This is a genomic window from Candidatus Auribacterota bacterium (genome assembly GCA_026392035.1).
Lineage (GTDB): Bacteria > Auribacterota > Tritonobacteria > UBA1439 > UBA1439 > JAPLCX01.
On sequence record JAPLCX010000099.1, the window covers coordinates 1 to 17,508 of the forward strand.

Consider the following 17,508-nt stretch of genomic DNA (forward strand, 5'->3'; position numbering starts at 1 on the left):
CGCTGACTGTTACGTGCGGATGTGACGATCGAGGCAGGAATAAATCCTGCGTGTGGATAGACGGCGTGCCCTTTTCTTGCTATACATTGACACAGTGATGGTTATGGCGGGTTATCATGGGCTAAGTAAGCGCCATTCAGGCCTGACCCTGAAGTTCTTCTCCTGTTCCGACAAACCCTCCTGGCCATAGCGTTTTCTTCCGTAACTGCCATACCATACAGAGTCGGGACTCAGGTAATAATACAGCTCCTTTCCCGTGATGGGCCATCGTGTCGCACGGCGCGGATGCGCCGCGACAACGAGGCCCCGTGTGACGAGTATGCAAACGGCATCGCATGACCACCGCCGGCTGACGCAAGCGTAACAATCGGGAGGCGGGAATGCAAGCGCATTGCCGCCAAAAAGGTAAGGGGTCACTTATAGAGGGGGGCCACGGATGAACGCGGATTATAACGGATATTCACAGATGAAAAGAAAGCTTCATCTGCGGCCATCCGTGTGGTTATCCGTGAAAATCCGTGGCGAACATCATTTACCGTTACCCCTGCAAAACTGACCCATTACCCGAAAAGAGGGGACCCGTCCGGGCCGCCGATGCGCCCCACTCCGGGGGGGGCGGGCGCCTCACGCGGTGCCACCCGGCGCCTCAAGCTCCCGGTCGAGCGCCTCCCACTCCTCGAGCATGTGCTGGTGCTCCCGCGCGAGGGCGTGGCGCTCCTCGGCGAGCGGGGCGAGCGTCGGGTAGGAGGCGGCGACCCCCGGCTCTGCCATCCGCGCGTCCAGCGCGGCCAGGCGCGCCTCGTGCAGCCCTATCCTGTCCTCGAGGGTGCCGATCTTCTTCTTGACCGCGCGGATTCGGCGCTCGCGCGTCTTTGCGTCATCCCTCGCGACGATGCGCTGTTCCCCGGGCGCATCCCCAGTGCGCGGCTCCTTCTCGGCGCGCGGTTCCCGCTCCTGACGCGGCGCTCCCGAGACCAGGTTCTGCGCGTATGCCAGGTACTCGCTGTAGCTCCCGGGGTACACGCAGAGCGCCCCGCGGTCTATCTCGATGATCTTGTTGGTCACCTGGTCCATGAACGCGCGGTCGTGCGACACGATCACCACGGTGCCGGTGTAGGCGGCGAGGGCCCTCTCGACGGTTGCGCGGGAGGTGATGTCGAGGTGGTTCGTGGGCTCGTCGAGCAGAAGGAGGTTGGCGGGGCTGAAGAGGATCCGGGCGACGCGGAACCGCGTCCTCTCCCCCCCCGAAAGCGCGCGCAGCGGCTTCATGACATCGTCGCCGCTGAAGAGGAAGGCGCCGAGAAGGTCGCGGGCGCGCCTCGCCTCGCCCGTCGGCGCGACCTCGCCGATCGCGTCGAGGAGTGTCGTGCCCGACGAGAGGGTATCGGTGTCGTACTGCGCGAAATAGACGCTCGCGACCTTCCTCCCGACAATGCACTCCCCCTCGCGGGGCGTTTCCCTGCCTGCGAGAATGCGCAGCAGGGTGGACTTCCCGGCCCCGTTCACACCGACCAGGCCGATCTTCTCCCCGCGCTGGATCTCGAGGTCGATGCCCGAAAAGACGCGCTTCTCCCCATAGGAATGGCCGAGATTCCGGAGGGTGAGCACGTCATAGTAGCTTTCCGGCACCGGCGGGAAGTTGAAATGGATCGCGGTCGGGTGGAACGGCGGCTCCAGCCTCGTGATCTTCTCGAGCTGCCTGATCCGGCTCTGCACGAGCGCCGCGCGGGCCGCGTTCGCGCGGAACCTGCTGATGAACGCCTTCATCGCCTCGATCTCTTTCCGCTGGCGCGTGTACGCCTCCCACTGCGCCTCGCGCCTCTGCCTGCTGCGGACGAGGTACCGCGCGTAGTTCCCCGTGTAGACCTCCGCCCTCCCGTTCTCGAGGCAGACGATCCGTTCGGCGAGCCGGTCCATGGTGGCGGTCTCGTGGGAGACCAGCACCACCGTCCTCCCGCACTTCCCGATCCAGTCCTCGATCCAGAGGGTCGACTCGAGGTCGAGGTGGTTCGTCGGCTCGTCGAGCAGGATGATGTCGGGTTTCCTGAGCAGGAGCTTCGCAAGGAGGATGCGCATCCGCCACCCGCCGGAAAAGTCGCGGCAGGAGCGAGCGAGGTCTTCGGAAGAGAAGCCGAGTCCCGCGGCGACGCTCGCCACCTTCGACTCAAGCGCGTAGCCGTCCTCGTGCTCGACCAGGTGGGCGCACTCCGCGTAGCGGTGCATGACGCGGGCGTGCGCGCTGGAGTCCGGGTCGGTCTTCCCCATCTCGTCGGCGAGCCGCGCCATCTCCTTCAGGGCCGCCTGCACCTCGACGAACGCACCAAGCAGCTCCTCCTGGAGCGAGTGCTCGGCCTCCATCTCCGTTTCCTGGGGGAGGTAGCCCAGCGTCGTCCCTTTCGGCATCCGGATCTCGCCGGTGTCGGGGTGCTCGATGCCGGCGATCGCCTTGAGGAGGGTGGATTTGCCGCAGCCGTTCGGCCCCACCACCGCCAGGCACTCGCCGTCCTTGACGGTAAGGTCGACCCCCCGGAGAATGGGGCGCCCCCCGAGACTGAGATGGACTTTCTCGATGCTGATCATGCGCCGTGATTGCTTCCTCGTATGGAACCGGAGTGCCCTCTTCCATGACCCCGCCACCCGTCACTGTCCCCTCAGCAACCCCGATTTCCCGGTTCAAGTGAGATCAGTGTCGCGGCTAGTGCCTTCGGCTTCCCCGCACGGCCCCGCGTAGAATTCCCCTGAAACGCGGCTCCAGGAGTTCCACCTGCCAGCGCATCATGGGTCCGCAGGCCGCGAGCTCTTCAACGGTTTGAGGGCACCGCCGCGCCACCGCGATCAGCGTGGCGCGGTTGGCGATAACCGCAGGGTCGAGGCCGAGTCCCCCGGCACAATGCGCGCACTCTTCCCGCAGCTTTTCCATCAGGCCGAGCGGATACGGCTCGCTCACCCTGGGCGGCAACCTTTCAGGCCACTCCTCCTCGCGCATCCCGTGCGCCTTCTCGAGCGCCCCCTCGAGCGCCCCGAGCCGCCGCCCAACGCAGGGGCGGGGAAGCTTGACGCCCCCGAGCCGGAATTTCCTCCCGCCGCCCGACGCCGCGAGGGCCAGGGCGATGAGCTGCTCGTTTCCGAGCACCTTGAACGGAGGAAGATCCGCCGCGCGCGCCTGCGCATCCCTCCATCGCCAGAGCTCGCGGAGATAGCAGAGCTGCCGCCGGTCAAGCCGCCCGGTCTTCTTCAGCCGCCACGCCTCGACATGTCCGCCCTGGGAGGCCTGCGCAGTGGCATCGACCACGCGCGCGCAGGACTCTCGGTGCCACCCGTCGCGCCCGCATGCGCGGAGCTCCCCCTCCAGCCGTTCGGCGACACCGCAAAGGTAGTGTGTGTCACAGGCCAGGTAATCGAGCTGCGAGGAACTCAGGGGGCGGCGGGACCAGTCGGATTTCTGGCCGTGCTTCGAGAGCACGACGCCGAAGAAACGCTCCACAAGCGCGGCGAGGCCAAACTGCCGGTACCCCAGCAGCTGTGCGGCGAGCATCGTGTCGCACACCCCGCGTAGGGCCCGGAAGCCGAACGAAACGCGCATCATGCACAGGTCGTAGTCGGCGCCGTGTATGATCAACGCCTTCCCTTCGAGGGCTCTCAGGAGCTCGGCGAGATTGAGCCCCGCGAGCGCGTCCACGATGTAATTGACGCCGGAAAAGGAGAGCTGGAAGACGCAAACCTTCTCACGATAATGATAAAGGCTGTCGGCTTCAATGTCCAGCGCGACCCGGTCCGCGGCGCCCAGACGCGCGACGAGCTCCGCGAGCGAATCCGCCGATTTGACGTAGCGGGAGGGTATGGGGGGCGGCGAAATACGGGATGCCCCGCCTGATTCTCGGTTGCCGTGTGTGGTTGGTGACATCGCGTCAGTCCTGCGCCTGTAGATGGATCAGACTAAATATCCCAAAAATCAGGGTCACACCTCGTCTATTGACTAAGAATGTCCTGATGCAGTGAATTTACATTTTCTCGATTATAGCAAAAGGGCCCTGGAATTCACAAAAGCTTCAGGGTCGCACCATGACGGCGTGTTGCCCAAATCGCGTCTGCTCCCATAATTGCTCCCATACTTGACTTGTAGTCGTTAGTGTCACGAAGTAAACTAACGACCGCAAGGAGGACAAAAGCGATGATGGGAGTAAAAGAGGTGCACCACGACATGTTCAGTTATCAGGTTGATGTTTTCGAGAGCGGGCGTTTTTATTTTGGGTGATTCCCTCGAGATGGGTGCGCCGCGGGAGAATGATACGAGCGGAAGGTTGACAGGGCGGGGCCTCGATATACTATAATTGTGTATTGATATTAACTATAAAGATAAAAAACAATTAAGGAGGTAAACCTTGGATACGAGCTCCGTGCAGGAATTCACCGACGAGGTCAATGAGATTATCCCCTGCCTTATACGGATATTCGGCCGCACGCAGGCGAAGCAGCTTTGCAGAGGGAAGATAACCTTTCCTCAATTTTTCATCCTGGACTACCTCAGTAAAACGGGTGAGTCCACGATGACCGGCCTGGCCACGTTCATGAGTGTGACGACCCCGGCAATGACGGGGATGGTCACCAGGCTGGTGGATTCTGGGTATTGCCAGCGCGCCTATGACGCCGGGGACCGGCGCATCATCAGGATGAGGCTCACGCCCCGCGGGCATGGTATCGTGAGGAAGGTCAATGCGGAGCGCAGGCGGATGATCGTCGATGTCTTTGGAGGTCTTTCCGCGAGGGAGCGCGCCCGTTACGTGCGCCTTCTCAGACACGTGCACAGGACGGTGGCTGTAGAGAAAAAGGGATGAGACCGAGAGCTCTGGTGCGGTATTCTGCGTTGGTTGGATGCGCGGTGTGTATCCTCGTACCGCGCGCATTTGTCCATGCCGAGGAAAAGGACGCCTCGGTGGGAAGGGTCCTCACCCTTCTCCAGTGCTACATCCTCTCCCTCAACCAGATGGAAACGATCGCCATCGACGCCCAGCGCATCAAAGAGGCGGAGGCCCATTTTTACCAGGCGATGGGGATCCTCATGCCCCAGGTCTCGTTCGTCTCATCGGACGTTTACTCGCACAGGTCTCAGAGTGCCTCCACCGAAGAGGATATGCCCGGACCCCACACCTACGACCGGGCGTTCGTCTTCCAGCAGACGCTCTTCAGCGGCTTCAAGGACTTTGCCTTGATGAACGCAAGCCGCTATGAGAAGAAGCAGCGGCAGCAGGAAAAGGAGCGGGCGGAGCAGCTCCTTTTCGGCGACGTCTCGGATTCCTTCTACCTCTTTTTGCAGCAGCAGGAAGACCTTGAGGCGCTCCAGTCGATCCTCCAGGCCCTTTCCGATCGCGTGCAGGAACTGACCAAGCGCATAGAGCTCGGCCGCTCCAGGAAGAGCGAGGTGGCGATGGTGCGGGTCCAGATCTTCAGCATCCAGGCGGACATTGAAACGGCCAAGGGCCAGCGCGACCTGGCTCGGGAGCTCCTGGAGTTTTACGTGGGGACGCCGGTCAGGGAGGTCGTGGAGCCAGGCGACATCCTCGCCTCGATCAAGCCGATCGACCACTTTTCCGCGCTCGCGCGGAAGCGCGCGGACATCCTGGCAGCGGAGAACGCAGTGGGCGCCGCCCGCGAAAACATCGTCGCGGCAAGGAGCGGGTATCTCCCCACGGTGAATGTCATCGGGGAGGGGTTCACCGCCAGGGATACCTTCCCCCAGAACCCGAAATGGGATGCGGCGATCGCAGTCAACGTCCCCCTCTTCACGGGGACGGGGGTGCTGGGCGACGTGAAGCAGGCAAAGGCGCGGGAGCGCCAGAACGAGCTGCAGCTCCAGTTGACCGGGCGGCAGAGCCAGACGGAGGTGCTCGAGGCATACACCGTTTTGCAATACGCCCTGACCCGCCGGGCGCTGCTCTTCAAGGCACTGGACGCGGCGGGTGAGAATTACACCCTCCAGCGACAGGATTATGAGCGCAACCAGGTGAATAACCTCGATGTGCTGACGGCAATACAGAGCCTTCTGGACCAGAAGCGGAATCTGATTCAGGCCTCGAGCATCGCGAAGCGGGCGTACTGGCGCCTCTGCGTCGCCGCCGGACAGACCGTGAAGGACGAAGAGAAATGACCCTCTCAGACCTGTCGATCAAGAGGCCCGTCTTCGCCTGGATGCTCATGATCGGCATCATCGTCTTCGGGGCGATCGGCTTCAAGAACCTGGGGATAAGCCAGCTCCCCGACATCGATTTTCCGGTGGTTGCGGTGGCCGTGACGTGGGAGGGGGCGGCCCCCGAGGTCATGGAGACCGATGTGACGGATATCATCGAGGACGCCGTGATGAGCGTCGAGGGGATCAAGGAGGTCACGTCCGTCTCCATCCAGGGTCAGGCCCAGATATCGATCGAGTTCAACCTGGACCGCAACATCGATGTCGCCCTTCAGGAGGTACAGACCAAAATTGCGCAGGCCCAGAAGAACCTCCCCCGCGACATCGATCCCCCGGTCGTCACGAAAACCAATCCCGAGGACCAGCCGATCATGTTCCTGGCGCTCTCCGGGGACCGGCCGCTCAAGGACCTCGTCTACTACATCAACGACACCCTGAAAGACTCCTTCACCACCGTCGAGGGGGTGGGGGAGGTCCGCCTGATGGGGTTCGTCGATCCCAACCTGAGGGTCTGGCTGGACGCGAAAAAGATGCAGGCCCAGCAGCTCACCGTCGAGGATGTCCTGGGCGCCATCAGCCTGCAGCACGCCGACCTTCCCGCGGGGTATATCGACAGCGGCCCGAGGGAGATCAATGTCAGGGTGTACGGCGAGGCGACCACCGCCGGGCAGTTCGAAAAAATCGTTATCCCCGAGCGCATCCGCGAAGGCCCTATCTGGAAGGATCTTAAAATCGGCGACGTCGGCACCGTGGACGACGGGCTCGCGGACATACGCCGGATTTCGCGCGCCTGGGGGAAACTGGCCATCGGCCTCGGCATCGTGAAACAGCGGAACACCAACGCCGTGGCGGTCGCCGATGCCGTGCACCGCAAGATCAAGGAGATGGAGAAGAGGCTGCCCCCGGGGATGCACGTCAACGTGGTATTCGACTCCAGCCAGTTCATCAGGGACTCCGTGCACGAGCTGAACTTCGTGCTGATCCTCTCGGTCATCCTCACCTCCCTTGTCTGCTTTTTCTTCCTGGGGTCGTGGAGCGCGACGCTCAACGTCCTCCTCTCCATCCCCACCTCGCTCATGGGCGCGTTTCTCGTGATCTATTTCGCGGGGTTCACGATCAACACCTTCACGATGCTCGGCCTCGCGCTGGTCATCGGCATCGTCGTCGACGATGCGATCATGGTGCTCGAAAACATCTCGCGCTACCGGGAGCGGGGCCTCTCCCGCATGGAGGCCGCGCTGGTGGGGGCGCGCGAAATCACCTTTGCCGCGATGGCGGCCTCGATCGCGATCCTGGCGATCTTCGTGCCGGTCATCTTCATGCAGGGGATCGTCGGCAAATTTTTCTTCCAGTTCGGGGTCACCATCTCCGTGGCGGTGATGTTCTCGCTCCTGGAGGCCCTCACCATCGCCCCGATGCGGTGCTCGCAGTTTCTGCAGGTGGGGCATACCACGGTGGTCGGGAAGCGGATGGACGCCTTCATGGGGTGGTTCACGAGGGGCTACCGTGCTGCGCTTACCGTGTGCCTGAACCATCGCATAAAGGTATCGGTGGCCGCGGTCGTCATCTTTGCCTTGTCGCTGCCCCTGACGTTGCTGCTGAAGAAGGAGTTCGTCCCCTCTCAGGATCAGAGCCGTTTTATCGTGAGATTGACCCTCCCCCTCGGATCCTCCCTCGAGAATACGGACACCGTCTTCAAGAAGGCGGAGGGATTCTTGATGAAGCGGCCCGAGGTGGCCACTATCTTCAGCGCGGTGGGTGGAGGGACCGGCGGTCAGATAAAGGTCAACCAGGGAATGATATACATCACCATGAAGCCGCGGCGGGAGCGGCCGAAAGTGCACGGTCGTTATGTCACGCAGCAGGAGTTCATGAAGACGGTGCGGAAGGAGTTCAACGCCCTTCCCGGCGTCGAGCGCGCGGTGATCCAGGACCTTTCGCTCACGGGGTTCACCGCCCAGCGCGGCTTCCCGGTCGAATTTACCATCAGGGGGCCGGACTGGGGCACTCTGGGGGCGCTCAGCAAGGAGATGATCGCCCGGATGAAGGAGTCAGGTGCGCTGACGGATATCGACACGGACTACCAGTCGGGTATGCCCGAGTTGCAGATACGCCCCGACCGCCGGAAGGCCGCCGAGCACGGGGTCAGTATCCTCTCCATCGCCGACACCATCAACGCGATGGTGGGCGGGATCCGTCAGGGAAAATTCACCGGCCACGGCAAGCGCTACGATATCAGGGTCCGCCTGGCCGAAGCCGACCGCTCGAGCCCGAAGGATATCCAGAACATGTTGGTCCGCAACCACTTCGGAGAGGTGCTGCCGCTGTCGCAGGTGGTGACCGCCACGGTCGAGCCGACCCTCTATTCCATCACGCGGAAAAACCGCGAGCGGGCGATCAGCGTGTACGCGAACGCCGCTCCGGGGCATTCCCAGCAGGAGGGGCTGGACACCGTTCAGAAGATCGCGAAGAAGGTCCTGCCGGACCAGTACCGCGTGGTTTTCTCCGGGGGATCGCAGGCATACAAGGAATCGTTCCAGAGCTTGATCTATGCGCTCATCCTGGGGATTTTCGTGGCGTACATGGTGCTCGCGACGCAGTTCAACAGTTTTGTGCATCCGTTCACCGTGCTCCTGGCGCTGCCGTTCAGCGTCACGGGCGCCTTCCTGGCGCTCTTTGCGAGCGGGAACTCCCTGAATCTCTACAGCATGCTGGGCCTCATCCTCCTGATGGGGATCGTCAAGAAGAACTCCATTCTTCTGGTGGACTTTACGAACGTGCGGCGCACGCAGGGGATGGGCGTCAGGCAGGCCCTGCTGGATGCCTGCCCGGTGCGGCTCAGGCCGATCCTGATGACCTCGGTGGCGACGATAGCCGCCGCGATCCCCGAGGCGCTGGCGATCGGGCCGGGGTCGGAGATCATGGTGCCCATGGCGATCGCGGTGGTCGGCGGGGTGGCGTTCTCCACCGCGCTGACGCTCTTTGTCGTGCCCTGCGCCTACGAGATATTCTCGAAGCTTGAGCGGCAATCCTTCGGCGCCCCGGAGGAAACGATGCGCACGGGAAAGCCATGTGGACGAGAAGCGCCATCACGAGGAGGCAATAGCCCGACTCCAGGAGCAATACGACCGCCTTCAGAGTCGCATTGATGCGAAATGCATTCCTACCGCAACTAATCGTGATAGTATCAGTTGCGCAAGTTTTACATGAGCGAAGTGGATAAGCCATTTACACAAAAACTCCCATAGGCCATCTGGCGTGAGATGGTGTGTTTTTGCACCATTCAATCTTACCCTCAGCGCATAATTATTCCCAAATCAACATCCTCATATCCCGATATACAGCTACCGATACCTCGCGGAATGACCCCCAATGGAACAAGGCCGACGATCACATGGAAGTCCAATTCTCCATCTCCGGATGGGATTACATCCGGGATAGACGGTATCGAGAAGAGCGTCTTTGTTTGGGCCTTCCCTATCCCGTGCGGCGCCCTTGCCAGACGGTGAACGCCCTTACGCAATGATCGGGTATTGCCAGGGACAAAGGAATAAAAATCGCTGGCTGCCATAATCCCTCCATACGCGTCACAAGGGGTCAGGAGAGGTTGTACGCTGACTTCGATCGCAAATGCCTCGCCCACTCTTGGAATGTTGTTGCTCATCTTGATATCCAGAAGCGGTGTTGGTGTCTGTGTCGGCGTCGGTATTGGTGTTGGTGTGTCCGGTTCAACAAACGCATAAACGGCATTGTCGTCGGATCCCGCATAGACCCTGCCGTATGAATCTATTGATGGAGAAGAAGCGACGTCGCCTTCCGTTCTATAGCTCCATTGGAGCGCGCCGGATGAGGCGATAGCATAAACGTTGTTGTCGCAGGACCCCACATAAGCTTTGCCTGTTCTGTCCATCGCAGGGGAGGAAGAAATGTCATTTCCCGCGGCATAACTCCACTCGAGAGAACCGGTGGAATTGAGCGCATAAACATTGTTATCACAAGATCCGAAGCGAACCGCTGGACCATAAAGGGCGGGGGACGAAACGACGTCATCTCCCGTCAGGTAACTCCATATAAGCGCCCCATCAGAAGCACCGAGCGCATAGAAATTATTATCATTGCTCCCCACGCAAACTGCTCCATCAACTGCTCCATAACCTGCTCCATATTTGACTATGGCGGGAGAGGATAGGACATCATCCCCTGTCGCATAACTCCATCTAAGCCAGCCGTCCCACGAACGGGCGTAAACGATATTGTCATGAGAGCCTGTATAATAAGAATAATCGGACATGGCGGGCGAAGAAAATACGGGCCCGCCGGTGAGGCATCTCCAGAAAAGGGTTCCCGGCTGTGTCTGGGCAGAATACTCCATATCCCATAATTTTATGGCATCACTCTCCTCCTCCTCAGAACCGCAACGAGGTAAGTTGCATATTGGAGTCGCTGTCGGTGTGGGAGGAGGGGCAGGCTGTCCTATAAATGCATAAAGCGCTCCATCATGAGATCCTATGCTTACAATATCATGGCCTGCATGATAATAGGTGCTTATCGCAGGTGATGAGGAAACACTATCTGAACTTGAATAACTCCACAGCAGTGAGCCGTTCCATCCGATGGCATAGATGTTATCGTCCATGGCGCCGGCATAGACCGTACCGTCATACTCCACGGCGGGAGAAGAAACTATGTCATCTGAGCTTGCATACCTCCATTTCAGCACACCATCCCACGTAAGCGCGTAGAGCCCGTTGTCACAGGAACCGAAATATATTCTTCCGGCAGTGACGGATGGAGATGACGTTACTTTGCCGCCTGTTACGTAACTCCATGCAAGTTTTCCTGTTTCTGAAGCGATTTCATAAGTCATTCCTGTGTGCAAGGCGTCTTTACGGAACATCGGCCAATCGCTATATCCACCATAAGCAATGTCCCTTAATGAAACTGTGGCATATAATATACTCAGCGCAATCAAATATCGTCTCATGATTCCTCCCCTGCCCCGCTTCAATAATTATGTCATATCCCAGTTCATGTTGATGTCTGTCAATCAACTCACTGCTCGAGCTATTCTCTCAATCACTCAGCGTCTCTTTACAACATTTTCATAGTTGTGTTCAGACTCATGGTACCACATGGAAGAAATACCCCCCTGTTTCAGTCCAGTTGTACCCGGTGTCACGCACTGCGAATCTGGCTGTATACCACCCGGAGGGCGCATTGGATGGGATTGTGTATTCCACTGTATGCGCATCCGAAGGATTCACGTCATACTCGTAATTTAATCCCGTTCCCTCTATCCATTTGTGCACCCGGTTGATCGGCTCATTGAAATGTCCCGTCAGTCTGATTGTATCGCCCCAATGGAACAGGTTGCTGGACGGTACATCAACCGACGTGATTTCCGGGGGCACCACATCGTCAAGGAATATGCTTCTCGCCAAATGTCCTGTATTGCCCCTTGGATCCCTGGCATAGAAATCAAACCAGTATGTGCCCTCCGGCCAATGCGCTCCCGTCGTCGGACTCGTCGGCCACGGACCCGCGCCGGCCACGCCAGTGTCAAGTATTATGTTGCCGTTGAACCTGATCTGTATCCACGTCACATACTCATTGGTGCTCATGCTGACCGTGAACGTCTGCCCCTGCACCACACTCCCCGGAGCGTCCACAATTATCGTCGGCGGTGTCGTGTCAATATACACGAATGTCGTCGCGCCGGTCTCGCCCGTCTGGTTTGCCTCATCCCACCCGCGGAACAACAGTGTGTAATAATTCTGCGGCACCTCGGGTATTGTGAAGGGTCGGCTGTGCGGGCCCGGCGAGGGGGGAGTGATGTCGGTCTCCCAGATCACTCCGCCATTCCACAACATCTGCACATGCCTGAGGGGTTTGTTTCCCGTCATGGTCAGCGTCACGGCCTGTCCGGGAACCACCTGCGCGGGGACGCCGGAGACGGATATCGCCGGTGGTGGATTAGTATATGTTATATCGTGACTCGCGGGATTACTCACCGGCAACGCATTTCGATATAACCGACCCTCAAGTCTATACACTCCTTGCGGCATCGAAGACTCCATTATCAGTCCCACCATAAGCCAGTCTTCCATCGGCGATTCGGGAAGCACCAGATCCGCTATGAACGGCACTTGCTCTGGAACCAGCTCATGCCCTGAGTTGATATATCTCACACTCCCGTTCGGGAAGCAAAGCTTCAGATACATAACCACGTGCGCCCCCCACATGGTTCCTGAATCAAGATTGCCATAGCAGCGCACAAGATTGCCCGGGTATGGGTGATCCGGCACCACTTCCAGTCCAAGGCTCGGCGTTTCGTCCGTTTTTACAACGTTCAGAACAGGCGAGGTGCATATTCTCATCGCGGGATTGAACACATCCTGCCCGGGCCAGACGAACGCCGCCCTGAATCTGTAAGTCGTGTTCGGGAAGCTTACCGCAAGATCGGGCGCCGTGATCATCGGCAGATCGCCCGTGGTATGCGGAATCGGGAAACTGGCATATTTGACCGATTCGCCGCTCCCCATGGGGATGATATCGCCTTCGGCATTAATGAAATAATTTCCGTATCCATCAACCTCAGCATACACATAGGCGTCAACGAGCTGATCCCACATCGTCCCGGGATTGAGCATATAGGTAAAACAGAGCGAATCATGGCTATGCACGGTGATGTTCTCCGTCATCCCGTTGCATTTGAGCTGGATAGTTGGTATCTGATCATACTTCTCAACGTCAGCCCGTGACATCTGGCAGATATGCTTCGCCGGGTCGAGCACGTTATCGCCATGCCGAACAAGAGCCGCGTCAAAGTGGTAAAGCCCATTGCATAGAGTTACCGGAACCTGGAATGACACAAGCTGCGCTCCGGTGCACCGGGCAATTGGGAATGTCCCCACCGGCTCCCGATCGCTTTCCCCAACCAATTCTCCATTCCCTCTGAGCCACAACTGTGTTCCCAGTGGCGTTGTCACAAGAACATACGCATCCGCCAAGACATCACAGTAGGTGCCAGGATTGATGTCATAAGTGAACGTGAGTGTCTCATGGCTCGCTATTCGCGCATGGTCGGCATGGAGCGCTATCGAAGCCGCGGAGCTGCGCTCAATCGTTTTCTCACACTCAGCCGGATATGTGAGGAGAGCCCGCGTGGCGTCACTTTTCCGAAATTCAGCTCGTATTTTGTAGGTATGTAGGCCTTCTAAAAGCGATGTCATCGGGATCCGGATGAGGGTCGCATTTTGGGCATCAACAATCGTCCAATTCATTAAAAGAGGAGTTATCGATTCCATCAGTTTCACTACATTGTCGGATGGATCTACGTATGCGTAATACTCTCCGCTCGCGCCATTGTCGATAATGAGTTTTGTATAGAGATCTCCCGTATTCCGCACGCGGTCATTGCCATAACGTCCTGTATAAGTCAAATTGACGTAACAATCATCCGGCTGCCCAACATCAATGATAAAATCAGGCCCAAAGCTGCGATAGTAGTTGTATGAGTCTATATAATTATCCGTTTTAGGCCCGCTTTTTGGAGTCCCAGGGACTGTCCAGCTTGGATAGAAGGCAGCAAGAGCCGTCTGCCCTTTCTGCATCTGAATGGGGCCCACCTCGACCTCAAAGGGCCTATCTGCGGGGCCTGCCAAGTTATATTCTGCTGCATTTTCAAACTCTAGCCCGGAGTATACCTTCACCTTACTTGTCCCCGCAGGCACAACGGCGCGAATGATTTTAGCGTCGGAACTATGGGCGTGATATCCGACCAATGGCCCGCCCCCATAAATCGGGTCATCCTTTGAGGACGGGTTATATATTGTGCAACCAGCAATCGTAGCCAAATTACGAAAGATATCTCCAGGAATACCCGGAGCAAGCGAGTACGCGCTATACCAGTAGGTGCCGTCTCCCACGTTGAACCTTTTTACCACAAATGTCTGGGGAGCATCATTTTCATCCACATCGATTCCTAAACATGATTTTATAGCCTCTGGATGCAATCTGCCTAAAACAACTGTATTGGCATCGACGCCCGGGATAAAAATAGGGCTCACTCGGCTTTCATAATTAGCCGCTTCAGGGTAATCTATCGGGGTGATATCCGGGAAATCCAACGCCGAAGTCATCTTTGTCATATAAGGAAATGGCCCGGCGTAAACGCCTCTCAAAGGATTCCGGGGACTATACTCGCTAAAAGATATCCCCGTAAGGTCATCCATGAAATCCGAACTGCCGTTTATATCAGTACGGCCTACCCAGTATCTCCCTCTTTGATAAGTCCCATCTCCTTTTACGGCCCCACCATGATAAAAGAATCCCGGTGCGTAGTAGAAGAGAAGCGCCCGATTGTTGTTCTTTAACTTGTCGATAGCATCCTTCCTCTCGGCATCGACAAAATAGAGGTTTGGGAAGACGGCGATCTTTATGCTCCTTATAAAATCATCTAGGATTTGTTTATTGGGATCACCTTCTCCTGCGCTATCCTGTAGTCCTTTCAAGTAAACGAGGTCATCTACGTGATAGTAGCCGATCGTGGTGCCTGTTTGGGCAATTTGTTGCCGTAGCTTATTCAGGGATTCTATCAATAGACCCTGGGACTCCTCCCCGCAGAGAAACATGCTGCTTATATCATCCATAAAAACCGCTATTTGAGGATGATAACTCCGCGGCGACTGGATCAACTCCTCAGCTATCCCATGGAGATTCCTGACAGTGCGGAAAAGATGCTCGGAGTCAGTTATATTGGCTCGATTCCCCCAGTTGCCTCCTTTTGCATCTGTTACAGCCTCCTTCCAGCCGTTGTCAAAGAGGTAATGTCCTCCACCACGAATGAACGAGGAAAGGAAATTCCTTGCTGCAATATCATCTGTTTCCACGCAGTTATGTGTAAGCCTCCATCCATTGGGATTCAAGGCGGTTCCTAAATCGTTCCCAGGGCCAAGATGTGTCGAGCAATCATCCTCAACAAGCCAGAATTTTTTGTGAATAGCTGCGGAGTCTAGGGGACCCATACATAGAGGCCCATTGCCCACTAGGCGCGCCTCCCCATAGGGCATCGGCGAGATGATAAAATCCAGGTAGGGATTTTCTAATAACTTGTTCAAACCCAGGTGCCCGCGAATCGCATAAGGATTATAATCGGCGTTCTCCATCAGGTATCCATATGCAGCCATCGTCAGGGCATTGCCGTCCGTCTTCTCCTTTATCGTCTTCGCCAATTCGCTTATTACATCGGCACTCCTTTCGTTCAGGAATCTCTGATATGCAACCACATTGCGATCGGTATTGAAGGGATATATCGCATTATTATCCCTCCCCTGTCCGTCATATATAGGGCCTCCATGAGCAAGATAATCTAGAGGATTGGGCACCAATTGAGAGAATAGATTATAATTTTCCCCGGCGCACAGGAACCTGTTCAGGAAATTAGGGCTGTAATTCCCATAACGCGGATTACTTGGATTTATGTTATACCGCCATTCAGCGTCAAAGACGCTAATATAGAAACCGATCACCTTATCCCCATAGCCATTTCCGTTTATAACATCAATCATATTGCCGAAAGCCTGTTTTGCGCGCGCCAGCCATTCATCGGAGAGGGAAGGAAAAGCTTGTGGCGGATCTGAAATGCCTTCCCTGCTCTTCTGTACCAAACCCTCCTGGTCATTATCCATATCAAGCCGCGTGAATGTGGAACTGATGATGACGTAGCAATCGTTGTTCTCTATGTACGGAGGTTTCGAGCCTGTGCCATATAACGCCGTTAATCTATCCACGATAGGCTTGAAACTCTCCGGCTTACAGTCAAACAAAGCTGGATCATCCAATCCGTAGGTAGCATATATGTGTATGGGGTGGGGAGGATAATTAGCTTTATCAGTACGCGTTAATTCTTGAAGCTGGTACAAAATAGTATCCGACCAGTAATCCCCATCTTTTCCGAGCTTATCTGGACTAAAAGGACCGGATAGAAAATATGGTACACGAGGCACACTATTGATAGTGAGTATTGGTACGCGATTAACCGAATTAATCTGCGACGGAGTGCTCCCCTTTCCATCCGGCATTGTGGGAACAGATACCTCCGTTCTGGGATATATAACCGGCGCCTTCGATATTGGTACAGCAGCATGTTCGATGGAGCTTTCTTCACCATCATTTGCAATAATGGCAATGTTATAATCTCCTTCTTCGTAATAAATGTACAGCTTTTCGGCTCCGGTAGCGGCATCGCCATTGCCGAAATCCCAGGTATAAATCACCGGATCCCCATCGGCATCCGTCGCCGAGGCTTCAAACTCAAGTATCTGCCCCGTTATTCCGCTCTCGGGTGGGGACCAGGTTATCTCAGGGGGACTGTTGAGTATTTCCACCTGTGTTTCCGCGGATTCGCCATATTCCATGCCATCGAACGGAGTGACCACGCATTTCCAGATTTCATGTTTTGCGGTGCGGGAAGAAGGGAGTGTATGAGAAAGAGATGAGGTCAGAGTGGTAAGGTCGGTCTGCGCATCTCCGTTCTTGAACCATTCATACCTGTAACTGACCGGGTCTCTATTGAGGTCTATGCTTGGAACGGTCACGGCGCAGGTCAGGGCATCGGTTGTGTATGCCGGTGTGGGCGATATCGCAATCCCGGGTTTCGTCGGCGGCACATTCGGCCCCGGTATCGGGCTCGGAGTGGGAGTTATATCCGGCGTGGGTGTAGGAGCAACCGTCGGGGTCGGTGTGATCACATTATTGTCATGGCCCGGGGACGGGTTGTTGATTTCTATCCAGTCGAATCTTGAATCCGTGTCCACGCCGAGCGAAATGCGGCCAAGACTATGGCCGGGGGCGACATCCGGGACTGTTGCGTTGGGATCTGAATCTGTCTCAAATCCCGCTATGCTCAACTCATTGTTCGGCTCATCATAGATCACGCAGTCGATAACCACACCATTAACACCGAGGAGCCGCACCCCATCGGCGGGACTCTGGCGCGGGCGGCCTTCACCCCCCTCCGTGATATCACCGTTCTGAAATCTCAAGCTCCCTATGTAATCCGCCTGGACGCCAAAGCCGGGGATAGCGGGCGACTCGGCTACAACAAGGTAACTCTTTCCCCTAATCTGACTCCCTGAGGGGAATCGGGCCGTGTTCATGAACTTCACCGTGTCCCCCTGCCCCCCCGATGCCTGGATGACAAATCCTGAGACGTTGACCGGATTGTCTTCGCCATTGTAGAATTCGATCCATTCTTTCCCCGCATCATTTCCCGGAGCATCGTAGTACAGCTCGTTGATGACGAGGGCAGGATGTGAGGATGC

At 57.0% G+C, this 17,508-nt stretch carries 7 protein-coding genes; 3 read left to right on the top strand and 4 right to left on the bottom strand.

Annotated features, from left to right (window positions below):
* Window positions 1-624: 624 nt before the first annotated feature.
* On the bottom strand, window positions 625-2,580 hold the full coding sequence (locus tag NTX71_10965) for an ABC-F family ATP-binding cassette domain-containing protein (protein ID MCX6340417.1): 1,956 nt from the start codon (window positions 2,578-2,580) through the stop codon (window positions 625-627).
* 115 nt (window positions 2,581-2,695) lie between these two features.
* The gene (locus NTX71_10970; GenBank protein ID MCX6340418.1) at window positions 2,696-3,904 is read right to left on the bottom strand and encodes an HRDC domain-containing protein; all 1,209 of its coding nucleotides are present in this window, start codon (window positions 3,902-3,904) and stop codon (window positions 2,696-2,698) included.
* Window positions 3,905-4,382: 478 nt separating this feature from the next.
* On the opposite strand from NTX71_10970, the gene NTX71_10975 reads away from it, so the two are divergent.
* Genes NTX71_10975 through NTX71_10985 form a run of 3 tightly spaced genes read left to right on the top strand, consistent with a single transcriptional unit; the run spans window position 4,383 to window position 9,333 of the window.
* Complete coding sequence (locus NTX71_10975) at window positions 4,383-4,835, top strand: MarR family transcriptional regulator (protein ID MCX6340419.1); 453 nt, start codon at window positions 4,383-4,385, stop codon at window positions 4,833-4,835.
* On the top strand, window positions 4,832-6,145 hold the full coding sequence (locus tag NTX71_10980) for a TolC family protein (protein MCX6340420.1): 1,314 nt from the start codon (window positions 4,832-4,834) through the stop codon (window positions 6,143-6,145). The genes NTX71_10975 and NTX71_10980 overlap by 4 nt, the downstream gene beginning before the upstream one ends.
* Window positions 6,142-9,333: an efflux RND transporter permease subunit gene (locus tag NTX71_10985; protein ID MCX6340421.1), complete on the top strand. Its 3,192-nt coding sequence runs from the start codon at window positions 6,142-6,144 to the stop codon at window positions 9,331-9,333. The genes NTX71_10980 and NTX71_10985 overlap by 4 nt, the downstream gene beginning before the upstream one ends.
* A 146-nt stretch (window positions 9,334-9,479) precedes the next feature.
* On the opposite strand, the gene NTX71_10990 is transcribed toward NTX71_10985, so the two are convergent.
* Together NTX71_10990 and NTX71_10995 are read right to left on the bottom strand one after the other, a co-directional pair.
* The gene (locus NTX71_10990) at window positions 9,480-11,051 is read right to left on the bottom strand and encodes a PQQ-binding-like beta-propeller repeat protein (protein MCX6340422.1); all 1,572 of its coding nucleotides are present in this window, start codon (window positions 11,049-11,051) and stop codon (window positions 9,480-9,482) included.
* 253 nt (window positions 11,052-11,304) lie between these two features.
* On the bottom strand, window positions 11,305-17,508 hold a 6,204-nt coding region (locus tag NTX71_10995; GenBank protein MCX6340423.1), incomplete at its 5' end, for a lamin tail domain-containing protein.